Consider the following 16,102-nt stretch of genomic DNA (forward strand, 5'->3'; position numbering starts at 1 on the left):
GGGAACTCCAGGCATCAGGCGGCTGACGCCTCTTCTTTCAGGGTCGCCATGTCGATGACAAAGCGGTACTTCACGTCGCCCTTGATCATGCGTTCGTAGGCTTCGTTGATGTCCTTCATATGGATCATCTCGATGTCCGAGACGATGCCGTGTTTGGCGCAGAAATCCAGCATGTCCTGGGTTTCCTGAATCCCGCCGATCAGCGAGCCGGCAATGCTGCGGCGCTTGAAGATCAGGTTGAACACCCCTGGCGACGGGTGCGGCTGATCCGGCGCGCCGACCAGGGTCATGGTGCCGTCGCGCTTGAGCAGGTTCAGGAACGGGTCAAGGTTGTGCGGTGCCGCCACGGTGTTGAGGATGAAGTCGAGCTGATTGGTCTGGGTCGCCATTTCATCGGCGTTTTTCGACACGATGACTTCATCGGCGCCCAGGCGCAGGCCGTCTTCGCGCTTGTTCGGCGAGGTGGTGAACAGCACCACGTGGGCGCCCGTGGCGTGGGCGATCTTCACCGCCATGTGACCGAGACCGCCCAGCCCGACCACGCCGACCTTCTTGCCCGGGCCGACTTTCCAGTGGTGCAGCGGCGAGTAAGTGGTGATCCCGGCGCAGAGCAACGGCGCGACGGCGGCGAGGTTGTCGCTGTGGGAAATCTTCAGGACAAACTTCTCTTTCACGACGATCTTGTCGGAGTAGCCGCCGAAGGTGTTCTCGCCGCCAAATACCGGGCCGTTGTAAGTGCCGGTGAAGCCGTTTTCGCAGTATTGCTCTTCGCCTTCCGTGCAGGACGCGCAGTGCTGGCAGCTGTCGACCATGCAGCCGACGCCAGCGAGATCGCCGACCTTGAAGTGGGTGACGTTGGCGCCGACTGCGGTGACCTTGCCGACGATCTCGTGGCCCGGCACCGACGGATACAGCGTGTTGTTCCACTCGTTGCGCGCGGTGTGCAGGTCCGAGTGGCAGACGCCGCAGAACAGGATGTCGATCTGCACGTCATCGGCGCCCGGCTCGCGGCGTTCGATCTGCAACGGAGCCAGCTTGTCAGTGGGTTTTTGCGCGGCGTAGCTGTAAGTCTTGATCATGGGGTGATCATCTCCAGTGGGGCAAAAAGACGGGTAACAGCAATCAGTGACAGGCGAGGGCGCGCAAAGGTCAATGCCGAAACATGAAACCGTCACTGCCGGGCTGTTTGACGAGCCGTGTGAATAGAGTGCCGGGTTAAATCTTTCCGTTTGCGGGCCGCTATAGGGCTGTGCAGCGTGTGATTTCAATAAATGTCGTGGAATACAGTTTTTTCGTCGCGAATAGACCGCAAATCCGAATATGCCGCTTGCAACCTTCTGTCACACCCCATGAAGATAGCTCAGTCCGACGCTGGCAATGGAGCGCCTATGAATTCCCCACTTTCCACCCTCTCCGGGTACACGCCGATTGCCGACGAGCGGATCTCCGCACCCGGCGATAACGGCCTGTCGGCCGTGGGGGGATTGACCGAGGAGAGTTCGCTGGACGCCCTACTGCGCGCCGCACGCGAGGCTGCACCGGAGTTGAGCTGGGCCGCTTACCGTGCCGGCCAGCAAATGCACCTGTTGGGGCAGGGCAGTTCCGCCACGGACTGGCCGACGTTGATACCCCGTGAAGAATTCGACGGCTACTGCCGCAAGCACCATTTGCAGCGTTGGGTGACCGGCCATGGCGAGTCCGCGCTGGGCTGGCTGTTGATGCCGGACGCGCACGCCGGCGATCCGTTTTTCGCCGAACTGGCCGGGCGTCTGGGCCTGCGCCTGCAGACCGATGCGCTGGCCCGGGCCCAGGCCACCCAGCGGGTGCTCTATGAAATCACCTACCTGGCCAGCTCGACCCGTGACCGTTCGGCGTTTCTGCAAGGCGTGCACAAGCAGCTCTCGACCCTGATCGACGCGGAAAACTTCTACCTGGCGCTGTACGAAAGCCACAGCGGCAAAATCACTTACCCCTATTACATCGACATCACCGACCTCGACGCTCTCGAGGCGGAAACCTACGAGTTTCTCGATCCCGAGCGGCTGTCCATGACCGGTTATGTGCTGACCACCGAGCAGGCGCTGTTCGTCGATGCCGCCGCCATCGAGCGGGCGCGGGCGCTGGATCGCTTCCACTGCGTGGGCCATCGCCCGGAATTCTGGATGGGCGCGCCGCTGAAGAACGCCTCTGACGACGTGTTCGGCATGCTGGCGATGCAGGTCTATGACGTCGCCCGGGTCTACAGCGTCGAGGATCAGGAGCTGTTTCTGGTGGTAGCCCGCCACGTGGCCATGGCCCTGGACCGCATTCTGCACCGCGCGCAACTGGAAGAAACCGTCGCCCGCCGCACCCTTGAGCTGTCCCGCCTCAACGACGCCCTGCGCAATGAAGTGGCCGACCGCGAGCGCGCCGAGCACTTGCAGAGCGCGCTGTTCCAGATCACGGAGCTGTCCAGTCAACCCGGTGACATGACCGACCTGTTCAAAAGCCTGCACGGCATCGTCGGCGAACTGCTGTTTGCCCTGAACTTCTATATCGCGCTGTTCGACGACGCCACCGGCGAGGTGACCTTCCCGTACTACGTGGACGAACGCCTGACCCGCCGCCCCGATCCGCGCCGTGGCGAGCGTGGCTTTACCGAATACGTCATCCGCCAGCGCCGGCCGTGCCTGATCGATGGCCCGGAGGCGCGCTGGCTGGAAAGCATCGGCGAGATCACCCTGCAGAACGAGGTCAACCGGTCCAGTTCATGGCTGGGCATTCCGCTGTTCGACGGCGATGTGGTCCGCGGTGTGCTGGCAGTGCAGAGCTACACCTCCCATGTCAGCTACTCGTTGCGCGATCAGGAGCTGCTGACCTTCGTCTCCCGCCACATTGACACCGCACTGTCCCGGCGCAGCGCCGCCGAGGCCATTCACACCGCCAACCTGCGCCTGGAAGCGCGTGTTCAGGACCGCACCCGGGAGCTGGACTACGCCAACGCCAAGCTGCAACACGAAAACGCCCACGACGCGCTGACCGGCCTGCCCAACCGCAGCCATTTGCAGCAGCGCCTGAGAGACGCGTGGGAGAAATTCTCCCAGAAGGGCGAGGAACTGGCGGTGATGTTCATCGACCTCGACCGCTTCAAGATGGTCAATGACAGCCTCGGCCATCACTCGGGCGATCTGCTGCTGATTCAGGCCGCCGACCGCTTGCGCCACTGCATGCGAGACAGCGACTTGCTCGCCCGGCTGGGCGGCGATGAGTTCGCGGTGCTGGCGTACGCCGCGCCGCCGGATGTCACCGTGGCGATTGCCGAGCGCATCCTCCTGGCCTTCGACGTGCCGTTCTACATCGACGGCCACGCGGTGTTTTCGTCGTGCAGCATCGGCGTGGTCGGCGCCGACCTGCAGTTTCACAGCGAGCCGGCGGATTTGCTTCGCGACGCCGATACCGCGATGTACCGGGTCAAGAACGCCGGGCGAGACAGCTACGCGGTGTTCAACCAGGAAGTGCGCCGCGAGGTGTCCGACCAGATGGAGCAGGAGACCGCGCTGCGCAACGCCCTCAAGCGCACCGACGAACTGCTGCCGTATTTCCAGCCGATCATCGATGTGGCCAGCGGCCGGATACTGGCCCTCGAAGCGCTGATTCGCTGGCGTCAGGCCGATGGCCGTATCGTCGCGCCGGGTCAGTTTCTGCCGGCGCTGGAAGGCCTGCGCCTGATCGGCCGTCTGGACCTCTACATGCTGCAGCAGGTGATAGTGATCCTCGCCCATCCCGACCACGCCCATTGGCCGACGGTGCACGTCAACTGCTCCAGCTACAGCATCACCCGCCCGGAGTTCTCCAGCGAAGTCCTCGGTTTGCTGAGCCAGCACGGGGTGGCGCCGTCGCGCATCTGCCTGGAACTCACCGAAGGCGCGCTGGTGGCCGAGCCTGAACTGGCGCGTCAAGCCATGAAGCATTTGGCGGACAACGGCGTCTCGGTGGTGCTCGATGACTTCGGCGCCGGGTTCTCGTCCCTCAGTTACGTGCACCAGTACCACTTCAGCGGCCTGAAAATCGACAAGTCCTTCACCCTGGAACTGACCACCAGCTCGCGCAGCCGGGCCATCGTTCGCGCCATTGTGCGCATGGCCGAATCCCTGGGGCTGACGGTGGTGGCGGAGGGCGTGGAAGACGCCGCGACCCTGGACCTTCTGCGGGACATGGGCGCAGGTCAGGCTCAGGGTTACTACTTCTCGATGCCGGTGCCCCAGGACAGGCTGGATTTGAGCGCGTTGCGGTAAACGGCGCGAATTAACGTTTCAGCATTTTCCTCAGTGCGCGCACGACATCCCTTTTGCACTGCTCCGTCAGGGCGCCGGGGTGGAAGTCGAACATGTGTGGCACGCCGGGGTAAACGTGCAGCTCGACTGGAACTCCGCTGCGAGAGAGCTTGCCGGCCCACGCCATGTCCTCATCCAGGAACAGGTCCAGCGCACCGACGGCGATAAAGCTCGGCGGCAGGTGACTCAGGTCATCAGCCAGCGCGGGGGAAAACAGCAGCGCGCGGTCATCGTCGCAGAGGTACTCGCCCCGGTAGCACTGCCAGCAGAATTGATTGGCCTCCCGGGACCAGCTGAACCTGCCCGCGCCAGGGTTTTGCACGGGAGCCCCAGGGGGGCCAGTGCGGTGGTCGAGCATCGGATACATGAGCACCGAGCCGGCGATGGAAATGTCACCACGGTAACGGGCGAGCAGGGTCAGCGCCGCCGCCAGTCCGCCGCCTGCGCTGTGGCCCATGATCACGATGCGTTCGGATTCACGCTCAGCGCAGCCTGCTGGTGGAGCAGCCACTGGAGGCTGCGATAGCAGTCTTCCAGCGGGGCAGGAAAGGGATGCTCGGGGGCGAGCCGGTAATCGACGGCGACGATCAGCGCGCCTGACTCACTGGCCAGATCCGCCAGGTAGTCGTCGGCCATTTCCGGGCACCCCAACACGAATCCCCCGCCGTGCACGTACAGAATCGCAGGGAGGTCATGGGCGTCGGCGCTGTGGTCAGGGCGGTAAAGGCACAGGCGCAGGTCGTTGCCGTTTGCAGGTTCACGGACCCAGCGCTGTTCGCCGCGAGCGAGGTCCGCGGGTTTGAACGCAGCGTGGATGCGTGTGCGAATGGCGGCGAGGTTGTCCCGGCTCCATTCGCTGGACACCTCGTCGCGGAAGAAACGGTACTCGGGATCCAGCAACTGATCGGGGTCCACACAAACCTCCTGAGCGAAGACGGGGGACTGGAAAGCCCCCCCCCCGTTGTTCTGCGCTTACAGCCACGCCTTGATACGCGAGCACACCGCCGGGGTGGAAATTCCATAGCGGTCATGCAGCGTCGGCAGGGCGCCGGCGTCGAGGAAGGCGTCGGGCAGGGCGATCTGCCGGAACGTCGGGGTGACTCCGTTACGTAACAGCACCGTCGCCACCGCTTCACCCAGCCCGCCGATGATCGAATGGTTTTCCGCCGTCACCACCAACCGCCCGGGTTTTCGCGCTTCGGCGAGAAGGGTCTGCTCGTCCAGCGGCTTGACGGTCGGCACGTGCAGCACTGCTACGTCGATGCCATCGGCCTGCAACGCCTTCGCCGCTTCCAGCGCGCGCATGGTCATCAGCCCCGTGGAGATGATCAGCACATCGTTGCCGGTGCGCAGGGTCTTGGCCTTGCCGATCTCGAAGGTGTAGCCGTATTCGTCGAGCACCAGCGGAACGTTGCCGCGCAACAGGCGCATGTACACCGTGCCCTGATGCGCTGCGATGGCTGGCACCGCTTGTTCGATTTCCAGCGCGTCGCAGGGGTCGACGATCATCAGATTGGGCATGGCCCGGAAGATTGCCAGATCGTCGGTTGCCTGATGGCTCGGGCCGTACCCAGTGGTGAGGCCGGGCAATCCGCAGACGATTTTGACGTTGAGGTTTTCTTCGGCGATGGCCATGCAGATGAAGTCGTAGGCCCGCCTCGATGCGAATACCGCGTACGTGGTGGCGAAGGGCACGAAGCCTTCGCGGGCCATGCCGGCTGCGGCACTCATCAGCAACTGCTCGGCCATGCCCATCTGGTAGAAGCGCTCCGGGTGGGCCTTGGCGAAAATGTGCAGATCGGTGTATTTCGACAGGTCGGCGGAGAGCCCGACGATGTCTGCGCGTTGCTCGGCGAGGGCGGCCAATGCGTGGCCGAAGGGTGCCGGGCGCGTGGCCTGGCCTTCGGAGGCGATCGAGGCAATCATCGCCGACGTGGTCAGGCGTTTCTTGCCGGGCTCGTTGTGGGTCAGTGCGCTCATGCCGTTCTCCCGATTTGCAGGTTTTCCAGTGCCAGGTCCCACTCGTTTTCATCGACGCGAATAAAGTGGGTTTTCTCGCGCGTCTCCAGAAACTCCACGCCTTTGCCCATTTTGGTGTCGCAGATGATTACCCGCGGTTGCGCGCCGACATGGTTGCGTGCGGCATCGAAGGCGGTGACCAATGCCTCGATGTCATTGCCGTCCACGCGCTGGGTGAACCAGCCGAAGGCCTGCCAGCGGTCAACGATAGGTTCGAACGCCAGCACCTCGCTGGAATGGCCGTCGGCTTGCTGATTGTTGACGTCGATGATCGCGATGAGGTTGTCCAGCTTCCAGTGCGATGCGGACATCGCCGCTTCCCAGGTCGAGCCTTCGTTCAGTTCGCCGTCGGAAAGCAGGTTGTAGACGAAGGAGGCGGCCTGCTTGCGCTTGAGCCCCAGACACGCGCCGACGGCGATGCCCAGTCCGTGGCCCAGCGAGCCTCCGGTGATTTCCATGCCCGGCGTGTAGGCCGCCATTCCCGACATGGGCAGGCGGCTATCGTCGGCGCCGTAGGTTTCCAGCTCGTCCACGGGGATGATCTCGGCCTCGATCAACGCGGCGTACAGCGCGATGGCGTAGTGACCGATGGACAGGTAAAAGCGGTCGCGGCCTTCCCATTCCGGGTCCCGGGGCTGGTAGCGCAAGGCGTGGAAGTAAGACACGGCGAGCAGATCGGCCGCGCCCAATGCCTGCCCGACATAACCCTGGCCCTGAACCTGGCCCATGCGCAGGGCGTGGCGTCGGATATTGAAGGCGCGCTGGGCCAGCGACAGCGCCGGTTGATGTGATGGACTGATGTTCATGTGAGTGGCTTCTCTTTGTTAGCGATTGACGGACGCGGCGGGGATGCGCAACACCAGCAGGGCGCCGATGCACAACACGCCGGTAATCAGGTACATGCCGATGGCGCTTGAGCCGGTGGAGGTGGTGATCCAGCCGATCAGGTACGGCGAGCAGAAGCCGGCGAGGTTGGCGAAGCTGTTGATCCCGGCGATCCCTGCGGCGGCGGAAACGCCGCCCAGCAGCGTGGTCGGCAGCATCCAGAACAGTGACGACGCCGAAAGCACCCCGGAGGCGGCGAGGCACAAGCTGAGCACCGACAGCAGCAGATTGCCGCCCAGTAACGCCGCCAGCGACAGGCCAACGGCGCCGGCGATCATCGGGGCCACCAGATGCCAGCGTCGCTCGCGGTGCTTGTCGCCGCTGCGGCCCATCAACAGCATGGCCGCGATGGCGCACATGTACGGCAAGCTGGTGAGCAGGCCGATGTGCAGCGGATCAGCGACGCCGGCGTTACGGATCAGCGTCGGCAGCCAGAAGGTGATCGCGTACTGACCCATGACCACGCAGAAATAGATGCAGGCCAGCAGCCACAGACGCCTGTCGCGAATGAACTCCCCGACCGAGCTGTGGGTGACTTTCTGGCTGTTATCCTCGGCCAGCTCCTTGTTGACCAACTCCTTTTCCTCGTCGTTGAGCCAGGTGGCCTGGTGCACGCCGTCCTTGAGGTAGCTCAGTACCAGCAGCCCGACGATGAGGGTGGGAATGGCCTCGATCACAAACATCCATTGCCAGCCGGCCCAGCCGTGCACGCCGGCGAAACGGGTCATGATCAGCCCGGACAGTGGCCCGCCGATCATTCCCGACAGCGGGATGGCGATGAACCACAGCACGGTCATTCGTGCGCGGCGATAGGACGGAAACCAGTAGGTCAGGTACAACAGCAGACCCGGCGCCAGGCCGGCTTCGGCGATGCCCAGCAGAAAGCGCAGGCCGTAGAACTGCCAAGCGGTTTCAACGAAGGCGAAGAGGGCGGAGATGATGCCCCAGGAAATCATGATGCGGGCAATCCAGCGGCGGGCGCCGACCCGGTGCAGGATCAGGTTGCTCGGCACTTCGCAGAGAAAGTAGCCGAGGAAGAACATGCCGGCGCCGAGCCCGTACACCGCTTCGCTCAGGGCCAGGTCGTTCATCATCTGCAGCTTGGCGAAGCCGACGTTGACCCGGTCCAGGTAGGCGCACAGATAGCACAGCATCAGGAATGGCATCAGCCGCCAGGCGGTTTTGCGGTAGGCAGTGGTGCGGACGGAAACGACCGCATCCAGGGAGAGGGTAGTCATGATGGTCTGATCTCTTGTTTTTATGGTCAGCTGCGGCTGAAACGTCGATTCAGAACAGCGCCGACGACCTCGGCCGGCGCAGAAAACATCAATGAATGAGCATGCCGCCGTTCACGTCCAGGGTGATGCCGGTCAGGTAGGACGACAGGTCGCTTGCCAGAAACAGCGCGGCGTTGGCGACATCCTGCGCCGCGCCCAGTCGGCCCAGCGGGATGCCGTCGATGATGGCGTGGCGGCGCTCGTCCTGCATCAGGCCGCCGGTGATGTCGGTGTGGATCAGGCCCGGCGCAATGGAGTTCACGCGCACGTTGTCCGGGCCCAGTTCCCGAGCCATGGCTTTGGCCAGGCCCAGTACGCCGGCCTTTGCTGCGCTGTAGTGAGGCCCGCCGAAAATGCCGCCGCCACGTTGTGCCGAGACCGACGACATGCAGACGATGCTGCCGGATTTTTGCTCGCGCATCAGCGGAATCACCGCCTGGGACATCAGCAAGGTACCGCGCAGGCTGACGTCGAGCACTTTGTCGTAGTCGCCGGGGCGAATATCGAGGGTCTTGAGGGGCTGGGTGATGCCGGCGTTGTTGATCAGTACGTCGATGCGGCCAAAGTGCTCGATGACCCGCGCGACGGCCTGTTTCACCTGCGCTTCGTCGGCGACATTGGCGGCAAGGCCCAGATGACCTTCGCCCAGTGAAGCGGCGGCGTCGCGGGCGGCGGATTCGTCGAGGTCGAGGATGACCACGCGGGCGCCGTGTTGGGCGAAGGTGGCAGCGGTGGCCCGGCCAATACCGCGAGCAGAGGCAGCGCCGGTGATGATTGCAATTTTGCCTTGAAGGAGCATGGGCGTGATCTCGTGTGATTATTGTTATGGGCTGGATCAGCGGGAAGCGAACTTTTTCGCTGTCCGACTTCTCTGGCCAGGTCAGCTTGTGCTCCGTGCCAGGGGTGAGCAATGACGCAAAAGTCATTGGATGCTGAAAAAAATTCAGCACTCGTCACGGCCTGTGCCGGGTGATTGAATGGCGGGTCTGGAGATAACAACAACAAACGTGGAGCCATGTCCCCATGAAGCGTATCGACGAAGCCCCGCCCAGCGTGCCACCGCTGAAAGCCATTCAGGCCTTTGAGCAGACCGCGCGCTTTGGCAACGTTGCACGGGCGGCGGAAGTGCTGGACCTGACGCCCTCGGCGGTCAGTCATCAACTCGCCAGGCTGGAAGCGATGATTGGCCGTCAGCTGTTCGTGCGCGCGGCGCGCGGCGTCACCCTGACCCCGGTGGGCGAGCAATACCTGAAGGATATTTCCGGGTTGTTGCACAGCCTGGCCATCGCCACAGAGCGGGCGGGCAGCGACGTCAGCCTCGACTGCCTGCGGCTGCATTCCTCACCCAGCTTCGGGCTGCTTTGGTTGATGCCGCGACTGGAAGCCTTTCGCCTGAGCCACCCCGACATTCAGATCAATCTGTCGTGTTCCTACGAGTCGCTACATTTCAGTCGCGACAAGATCGACGTCGACATTCGCCACGGCGAGCCCAACTGGCCGAGCTTCGAAGTGCGCACGGTGCGCAACGAAACCTTCGCCGTACTGGCTTCACCCAAGCTCATTGAAACGCGTCCGGTCGCTCAGGCCTCCGATCTGCTGGACCGCGATTTGATTCTCTCGGAAGCGACGCTGCTGCGCTGGCCGGCCTGGTTCGCCCAGCATGGTCTGGCGCGTCCGGAAAAACCCTACGCGCTGAGCTTCGATCGCTCTTACATGACGCTCGAGGCCGCCAGCCACGGTTTGGGTTTCGCGCTGGAGAGCACGCTGCTGGCACAGAAATACCTGGCGAGCGGGGCATTGGTCGAGGTGGCGCCCGAAGCGCTGTCAGCGCCGGTCGCAGCGCATCATCTGGTGTTCCCGAAAGCGCACTCCGGCTTTCCCAGGGTGCGGCGATTTCTGGAGTGGATGGAGAAGGAGTTGGGGCATGGGTTTGTGTTTTGAGAGGTCAACTGCTGACCGCGGCTACACGTCTGTAATGTGTATCTGTGATCGCGCCTCTCATCGCAGTACGATGAAACATTCCGCAACATTTCTCTTTGCCGCGAGTCAACGCTACATCTCCCTGCAAAGAATTATTCATGAAGACTCCTCGACCGTCCGCACGCCTCAAGCCACTCAACGAATTACGCAATCTGAAAATGGCCCGTTCCGCCCACGCCTATGTGCGCGGCAGCACGGTGCAGTTTTACGAATGGCTGCACAGCCAGTCAGGCCGACGTCTGCCCAGCGGTCCGCCGGTGTGGATCTGCGGCGACTGCCACGCCGGTAATCTCGGGCCGACCGGGGATTCCAAAGGGCGCATCGACATTCATATCCGCGATCTGGATCAGACGGTGATCGGCAACCCGGCCCACGACCTCGTGCGTCTGGCGCTGTCCCTGGCCACTGCGGCCCGGGGTTCCGATCTGCCCGGCGTCGCCACCGCCAGAATGCTCGAAGAGATGATGCAGGGTTACGAGCTGGCGTTCGAAGATGGCGCCGATGAGGAGCCCGCACGCCCGGCGCAGGTGAAGGCAGGGATGCGCAGCGCGGTGCAGCGGACCTGGAAGCACCTTGCTCAAGAGCGTATCGAAGACACCCGGCCGACCATTCCGCTGGGCAAGCATTTCTGGTCGTTGTCCCGCGATGAGCGTCATGGCCTGAAAGACCTGTGCGCGACGCCAGAGATTCATGCGCTGGTCACCTCGCTGAAGGGCCGATCCAAGGATGACCGCGTCGAGATGCTCGATTGTGCCTACTGGGTGAAGGGTTGCAGTTCGCTGGGTCTGCTGCGTTATGCGGTCCTGTTGAGCGTGGGCGATGACGAAGATCAGGAGTATTGCCTGCTCGACGTCAAGGAAGCCGTCGCTGCTGCCGCACCGCGCACCCCTCGCGCGGGCATGCCTCGGGACAACGGCAAGCGCGTGGTGGAAGGCGCTCGGCATCTGTCGCCAGGGCTGGGTAATCGCATGATCGCTACGCGCATGCTCGATCACGGTTTCTTCGTCCGCGAGCTGTTGCCCCAAGACATGAAGCTTGAGCTCGATCAGTTGAGCGAGCGCGAAGCCATGAAAGCCGCCGGTTACCTGGCCCGCGTCGTCGGCCTGGCCCACGCCCGGCAGATGGACCTCGCCACGCGCTCCTCGTGGATGCGCGAACTGCAACTCAACCGCTCTCAGACCCTGGATGCGCCGTCGTGGCTGTGGAGCAACGTCGTGCATCTGGTGGGCAGCCACGAACAGGGCTATCTGGAGCATTGCCGGCGGTATGCGCTGGAGAATTGATTCGCCCTGGAAAATCGATTCGGACGGGAGCGCCCCCTTGACCTCGACTTAGGTGGAGGTTCGAGACTGGGCGCTCCCACGTTCAGGATCATTCCCATGCCGCAAACCCACCTTGCTTCACCCTTCGCGTTGTCCAACCCGCCAGGCTTGTATGATCCGGCCCCCAACGCTTATTCCCATCTCGCCGCCGTGCGCCCCAACGCCGAGTGGCTGTTCATCGCTGGGCAGGGCGGTGAGGATGCCCAAGGTCAGCTGTCCCCGGTCTTCGCCGAACAGGCAGCCCAAGCCATATCCAACGTCCGCACCGGCCTGCAATCCCGCGGGGCCGACCTTCAGCACATCTTCAAACTGACGCTGCTGATCGTTGATCACACGGAGGAACGGTTGCGCATGTGGGTCGAGCAGGCGGATCGGGCATGGGCCGGTCATATGAAGCCGGTGTGCACACTGATCCCGGTACCCCGCCTGGCATTGGACGGGATGCTGATCGAGATCGAAGCGGTGGCAGCGCGCATGCCTAACGGGTGAACGATAGTTCGTCAGAATGCACGCTCGTAGAACCTGCTTCAGCCGGGAAGAGGCCAATGTGAGCACCCTCAATTCTGCAGCGTGACTGCCGACGCCTTCCCGGCTGAAGCCGTTCCTACAGATGAATGCTCAATCCCCGGACGCCACGGCTTCACCGGCACACCGCGGAAGCCTCACCGTGAAGGTCGTGCCTTCCGCCGCGTCGGAAACCACGGACACATCACCACCATGGGCCCGGGCGATCTCGCGGACGATAAACAACCCCAACCCCACGCTTCGCAGCTCGGCGTCAACATCTACGCCGCGAGTCAGCGGCTCGAACAGACGGGTGCGCTGCGCTTCCGGAATGACCGGGCCGAAGTTATGCACGGCAATCAACACCGTCCCGGCCTCCAGCGCGGAAGTAATGGTCACCGGTCTGGCAATGTCCCCATACCCCACGCTGTTCGCCGTGAGGTTGCCGATCACCTGAAACAGACGGTCGTTATCCAGCGCCATGAGCCCCGTGCCATCCGAGCAGTGCGCCAGCTCCGCGCGGGGGAAAGCAACACGCAGTTCATCAACGCAATGGCCGATGAAGGTGTGCAGATCGACTTCCGTGGGGTTGACGCTGATGCCGCGCCCGACCCGGATCACCGTCAGGTCGAGCAGGTCGGCGATCATCCGGGTGGCGCGCTGCACCGAATCGCCGACGTGCTTGAACAGCCGGGTTTCCTGGGCCGTGCGTTCACCGCGAGCGAGCAGGTCGGTGGCCATCTTGATCGCGGTGAGGGGGTTCTTCAGGTCGTGGCTGACGATCGCCACCATCTGTTCGGCAAACGTGGCGCGTCGCTGAGCGGTTTCGTAAGCCTCGTTGAGTTCCGCCTGGGCCTGACGCAACGCAGCTTCGGCGGCGGTTTTTTCCTGCAGCAGCTCTTCCGCCGCCTTGCGTGCCTTGAGCAGCTCGCGCTCGTATTTGTCTCGGTCAGCGGTGCCGAAAAACGCCAGTTCGTTGTAGACCTTGCCTTCATGCTCCCGGCGCACGCCGTTGAGCAGCATGATGATCTGGCGACGGTCGCGATGAACGATGCTCAACTTGACCTCCGCCACCGAGCCCTGCAAGCGCATCAACGGCGCCCAGTGGGTCTGGTGGAAGATGCGCCCGCCGACCGTGAGCAGGTTCTGGAAAAGCCTGCCGCTCAGCTCGTCGCCGGTGTAGCCCAGCCAGTCGCAGAACGTGCGGTTGGCGCGCAGGATCCGCCCGTCTTCGTCGGTGACCACCAGACCGCACGGCGCGCCCTCGAACAGTTCGACGACGTCCGGTGCTGCCGCGAAATCACTCGGCATTGAGGCTGACCCACCGCCCGAGGAACGCATCGATCGCATCGGAACAGGCGGCGGGCGCACTTAAGTGAGGGCAATGGCCGACATTATCGACCAGCTTCAGGGTGCTGTTGGGCAACGCGGCGTGCAGGTATTCACCGACGGCAACCGGAGCGATGAGGTCGTCGGTCGATTGCAGGATCAGCGTCGGCGTGGTCAGGCCGGCGACGTCCTTGCGGTTGTCCGAGAGAAACGTGACGCGGGCAAACTGCTTGGCGATCTCCGGGTCGGTGCGGCAGAAACTGTTGGTCAGCTCTTCGCCCAGCGCCGGTTGCCCCGGCGCGCCCATGATCACCGGGGCCATGGTGCTCGACCAGCCCAGGTAGTTGCTGTCGAGGGTATCGAGGAGCGAATGCACGTCCTCTTCGGAGAAGCCGCCGACGTAATCCCCGGAGTCCACGTAGCACGGGGAGGGGCCGATCATCACGTGGGCGGCGATCAGCCCTGGGGCCTGTCGGTCCGCCAGTACGCCAATCATTGCGCTGACCGAGTGGCCGACGATGATCACCGGGCCCGTGCCGAATTCGCGGACGAGTTCCGCGAGGTCGTGGGCGTAGCCGTTCAGCGTGGCGTATTTCTCGGGATCGTAGGCCTCGATGGCCGAATTGCCAGCGCCCACCAGATCGTAAAGTACGACGTTGAAGCGGTCGGCGTAATGGGGGCTGATCAAGCGCCACATGGCCTGATCGCAACCAAAGCCGTGGGAAAAAATCAGGGTCGCCCGGCCGTCACCCATGACGTGCACGTTGTTGCGCTGCTGAAGGTTCATTGAGTGTCCGGAAAATGGCGGTGGGCGCGAGTGGTGCCGAGCCTATAGGGTTATCCCGGATAAATCACCTGCAAAACCCATAACAGGCGGACCGGCCGGACCGCTTGCTGGTAAATTGGCGCACGCTTCATTTGTTGAGCCATTATTGGCGCCAAAAAGGGTAATTCGCGCGGGCAGGCCAGTCCTTATCCCCGACGCTTATTCTTGTTCAATCTTTCCTGCTGAAGGGATTTACACCATGCGGCAATTTGCGGCCCTCGCTCTGTTTCTCAGTCTCAATGCCTTCGCTCAGGACGCGCCCCAGCCGGTCGCCAAATGGACGCTGCTCGACCAGTTCGACAAGGCCTACACGCTGGACGACCAGGCCCAGGTGCTGTTGATCGCCCGCAGCATGTCGGCGGCGAAAATGGTCAACGCCGCCCTTGAAGAGGGTCCCGAAGGTTACTTGGAGCAGCGCCACGTGGTGTACGTGGCGGACATCGAGAAGATGCCCTCGCTGGTGAAGATGGTGGCGGTCCCGGCGATGCGCTCGGCCAAGTACCGAATCCTGCTGGACCGCGACGCCCGTGTCGCCTCGGCGTACGACGGCGACCGCGACACCGTGCAGTGGCTGACGCTGAAAAACGGCGCGGTCATCCGCCAGGAACGATTCTCCGACGGCGAACAACTCAAGCAGGCCATCGCAAAACTGGGTTCGCAGTCGGCTAGCCGTTGACCGCGGCTTTCTCGAAGATCAGCCGCAGGTAGCCGGCGATGGTCGAGGCGTCGCCGTAGACCTCACGCAAGGCCTGCTCGGCGCTGGACAGGTGCAGCACCAGTTGGCGCCTGACCTTGTCCTCGCCGTACAGCGAAACGAACGTGGATTTGCCGTCGTCCTTGCCTTGATCCTTGTCGCTGTCGGCGCAGCGGTCGCGCAGGTCGTCGTACATCTGGAAGGCCTGGCCCAGCTCCATGGCGAAATTCTGTAGCAGCGGCCGCTGGTCTTCCCGGGCGCCGCTGATCAGCCAGGCCATGTCCATGATCGCGCCGAACAGCACGCCGGTTTTCAGGTTGTTGGTCAGGGCGATCTCGTCCGCGTCGCGGCTGTGCTGGCCGTCGCGCAGGTCCTGAAACTGCCCGCGCACCAGGCCTTGCATGCCGACCGTATTGGCCAGCACTTCGACCAGCTCGGTGCGGGTGGTGGCGGCCAGATCGCTGATGGTGGCAACGACACCGAACGCACGGCTGAGCAGGGCGATGGCGGTCAGAATCGCCACGTCTTCACCGAACTTCAGGTGAACCGTGGGCTGACCGCGCCGCAGCGACGCGTTGTCCATGCACGGCATGTCGTCGAGCACCAGCGATGCGGCGTGGATCATCTCGACGGCGCAGCCTAGGTCCACGGCCTGTCGCCTGATCGTGCGGCTGTTTTCGCGGCCGTCCTCAACCAGTCCTTCGGCAGCGAGCACCAACAGCACCGGGCGCATGCGCTTGCCCGGTGCCAAAGTCGATTCGCGCATGGCCAGCGCCACCAGGTCGCGCTCGTTGCCGGACTCGGGCAGCAGCTCGGAGAGCCGCGTTTCGATGGCCGCCCGGACGTCTCCCAGTCGCCCGGCAAAGCCCGATTTGATTGTTGTGTCGAGGTTACCTGCCATCGGTCTTTCCCTATGCTTTAGCGGTAAAACTGTTCGTCGCGGAGCGGTTCGG

The 16,102-nt window shown here is 63.3% G+C and carries 13 protein-coding genes and 1 pseudogene; 5 read left to right on the forward strand and 9 right to left on the reverse strand.

Features of this window, described 5'->3' with window-relative positions:
• Positions 1 to 14: 14 nt before the first annotated feature.
• Positions 15 to 1,079, reverse strand: coding sequence for an NAD(P)-dependent alcohol dehydrogenase (locus tag AC07RO_RS21590; protein ID WP_495087038.1), 1,065 nt, complete (start codon positions 1,077 to 1,079; stop codon positions 15 to 17).
• A 309-nt stretch (positions 1,080 to 1,388) separates the two neighbouring features.
• Between AC07RO_RS21590 and AC07RO_RS21595 the strand changes: the two genes are divergently transcribed.
• Complete coding sequence (locus AC07RO_RS21595) at positions 1,389 to 4,274, forward strand: sensor domain-containing phosphodiesterase (protein WP_495087039.1); 2,886 nt, start codon at positions 1,389 to 1,391, stop codon at positions 4,272 to 4,274.
• 10 nt (positions 4,275 to 4,284) lie between these two features.
• Here AC07RO_RS21595 and AC07RO_RS21600 read toward each other — a convergent pair.
• The 5 genes and pseudogenes from AC07RO_RS21600 to AC07RO_RS21620 all read right to left on the reverse strand — a co-directional run bounded on the left by AC07RO_RS21600 (position 4,285) and on the right by AC07RO_RS21620 (position 9,293).
• Positions 4,285 to 5,228, reverse strand: a pseudogene (locus AC07RO_RS21600) (alpha/beta hydrolase).
• Between the two features lie 57 nt (positions 5,229 to 5,285).
• Positions 5,286 to 6,293 carry a transketolase family protein gene (locus AC07RO_RS21605; protein WP_495087040.1) on the reverse strand — a complete coding sequence of 336 codons (1,008 nt, stop codon included), beginning with the start codon at positions 6,291 to 6,293 and terminating at the stop codon, positions 5,286 to 5,288.
• Positions 6,290 to 7,138 (reverse strand): transketolase, encoded by an 849-nt coding sequence (locus tag AC07RO_RS21610; protein WP_192172164.1) that lies wholly within the window; start codon positions 7,136 to 7,138, stop codon positions 6,290 to 6,292. Before AC07RO_RS21610 ends, AC07RO_RS21605 begins: the two co-directional genes overlap by 4 nt.
• Positions 7,139 to 7,156: 18 nt before the next feature.
• Positions 7,157 to 8,455 (reverse strand): MFS transporter, encoded by a 1,299-nt coding sequence (locus AC07RO_RS21615; RefSeq protein WP_192172163.1) that lies wholly within the window; start codon positions 8,453 to 8,455, stop codon positions 7,157 to 7,159.
• A gap of 88 nt (positions 8,456 to 8,543) precedes the next feature.
• Positions 8,544 to 9,293, reverse strand: coding sequence for an SDR family NAD(P)-dependent oxidoreductase (locus tag AC07RO_RS21620; RefSeq protein ID WP_192172162.1), 750 nt, complete (start codon positions 9,291 to 9,293; stop codon positions 8,544 to 8,546).
• Between the two features lie 224 nt (positions 9,294 to 9,517).
• On the opposite strand from AC07RO_RS21620, the gene AC07RO_RS21625 reads away from it, so the two are divergent.
• The 3 genes from AC07RO_RS21625 to AC07RO_RS21635 all read left to right on the forward strand — a co-directional run bounded on the left by AC07RO_RS21625 (position 9,518) and on the right by AC07RO_RS21635 (position 12,285).
• A complete protein-coding gene (locus tag AC07RO_RS21625) occupies positions 9,518 to 10,435 on the forward strand; it encodes a LysR substrate-binding domain-containing protein (RefSeq protein ID WP_192172161.1) in 918 nt (305 codons plus the stop codon).
• A 137-nt stretch (positions 10,436 to 10,572) separates the two neighbouring features.
• Complete coding sequence (locus tag AC07RO_RS21630) at positions 10,573 to 11,757, forward strand: DUF2252 domain-containing protein (RefSeq protein WP_192172160.1); 1,185 nt, start codon at positions 10,573 to 10,575, stop codon at positions 11,755 to 11,757.
• A gap of 96 nt (positions 11,758 to 11,853) precedes the next feature.
• The gene (locus AC07RO_RS21635) at positions 11,854 to 12,285 is read left to right on the forward strand and encodes a RidA family protein (RefSeq protein WP_495087041.1); all 432 of its coding nucleotides are present in this window, start codon (positions 11,854 to 11,856) and stop codon (positions 12,283 to 12,285) included.
• A gap of 129 nt (positions 12,286 to 12,414) precedes the next feature.
• Here the strand turns inward: AC07RO_RS21635 and AC07RO_RS21640 are convergent, their stop codons facing one another.
• Entirely contained in the window at positions 12,415 to 13,611 is a 1,197-nt protein-coding gene (locus AC07RO_RS21640) for a PAS domain-containing sensor histidine kinase (RefSeq protein WP_495087042.1), read from the reverse strand.
• On the reverse strand, positions 13,601 to 14,416 hold the full coding sequence (locus AC07RO_RS21645; protein ID WP_495087043.1) for an alpha/beta fold hydrolase: 816 nt from the start codon (positions 14,414 to 14,416) through the stop codon (positions 13,601 to 13,603). Before AC07RO_RS21645 ends, AC07RO_RS21640 begins: the two co-directional genes overlap by 11 nt.
• A 238-nt stretch (positions 14,417 to 14,654) precedes the next feature.
• On the opposite strand from AC07RO_RS21645, the gene AC07RO_RS21650 reads away from it, so the two are divergent.
• The gene (locus AC07RO_RS21650) at positions 14,655 to 15,131 is read left to right on the forward strand and encodes a hypothetical protein (RefSeq protein ID WP_495007761.1); all 477 of its coding nucleotides are present in this window, start codon (positions 14,655 to 14,657) and stop codon (positions 15,129 to 15,131) included.
• On the opposite strand, the gene AC07RO_RS21655 is transcribed toward AC07RO_RS21650, so the two are convergent.
• Positions 15,121 to 16,050 (reverse strand): polyprenyl synthetase family protein, encoded by a 930-nt coding sequence (locus tag AC07RO_RS21655; protein WP_282373035.1) that lies wholly within the window; start codon positions 16,048 to 16,050, stop codon positions 15,121 to 15,123. The genes AC07RO_RS21650 and AC07RO_RS21655 overlap by 11 nt on opposite strands.
• Positions 16,051 to 16,102 lie beyond the last annotated feature (52 nt).

Source organism: Pseudomonas sp. GW821-FHT07F05 (assembly GCF_059418765.1).

What these genes read in the sequence shown, in the direction of transcription:
- AC07RO_RS21590 (WP_495087038.1), bottom strand. Translation starts at nt 1,079, where the DNA reads ATGATCAAGACTTACAGCTACGCCGCGCAAAAACCCACTGACAAGCTG.
- AC07RO_RS21595 (WP_495087039.1), top strand. Translation starts at nt 1,389, where the DNA reads ATGAATTCCCCACTTTCCACCCTCTCCGGGTACACGCCGATTGCCGAC.
- AC07RO_RS21605 (WP_495087040.1), bottom strand. Translation starts at nt 6,293, where the DNA reads ATGAGCGCACTGACCCACAACGAGCCCGGCAAGAAACGCCTGACCACG.
- AC07RO_RS21610 (WP_192172164.1), bottom strand. Translation starts at nt 7,138, where the DNA reads ATGAACATCAGTCCATCACATCAACCGGCGCTGTCGCTGGCCCAGCGC.
- AC07RO_RS21615 (WP_192172163.1), bottom strand. Translation starts at nt 8,455, where the DNA reads ATGACTACCCTCTCCCTGGATGCGGTCGTTTCCGTCCGCACCACTGCC.
- AC07RO_RS21620 (WP_192172162.1), bottom strand. Translation starts at nt 9,293, where the DNA reads ATGCTCCTTCAAGGCAAAATTGCAATCATCACCGGCGCTGCCTCTGCT.
- AC07RO_RS21625 (WP_192172161.1), top strand. Translation starts at nt 9,518, where the DNA reads ATGAAGCGTATCGACGAAGCCCCGCCCAGCGTGCCACCGCTGAAAGCC.
- AC07RO_RS21630 (WP_192172160.1), top strand. Translation starts at nt 10,573, where the DNA reads ATGAAGACTCCTCGACCGTCCGCACGCCTCAAGCCACTCAACGAATTA.
- AC07RO_RS21635 (WP_495087041.1), top strand. Translation starts at nt 11,854, where the DNA reads ATGCCGCAAACCCACCTTGCTTCACCCTTCGCGTTGTCCAACCCGCCA.
- AC07RO_RS21640 (WP_495087042.1), bottom strand. Translation starts at nt 13,611, where the DNA reads ATGCCGAGTGATTTCGCGGCAGCACCGGACGTCGTCGAACTGTTCGAG.
- AC07RO_RS21645 (WP_495087043.1), bottom strand. Translation starts at nt 14,416, where the DNA reads ATGAACCTTCAGCAGCGCAACAACGTGCACGTCATGGGTGACGGCCGG.
- AC07RO_RS21650 (WP_495007761.1), top strand. Translation starts at nt 14,655, where the DNA reads ATGCGGCAATTTGCGGCCCTCGCTCTGTTTCTCAGTCTCAATGCCTTC.
- AC07RO_RS21655 (WP_282373035.1), bottom strand. Translation starts at nt 16,050, where the DNA reads ATGGCAGGTAACCTCGACACAACAATCAAATCGGGCTTTGCCGGGCGA.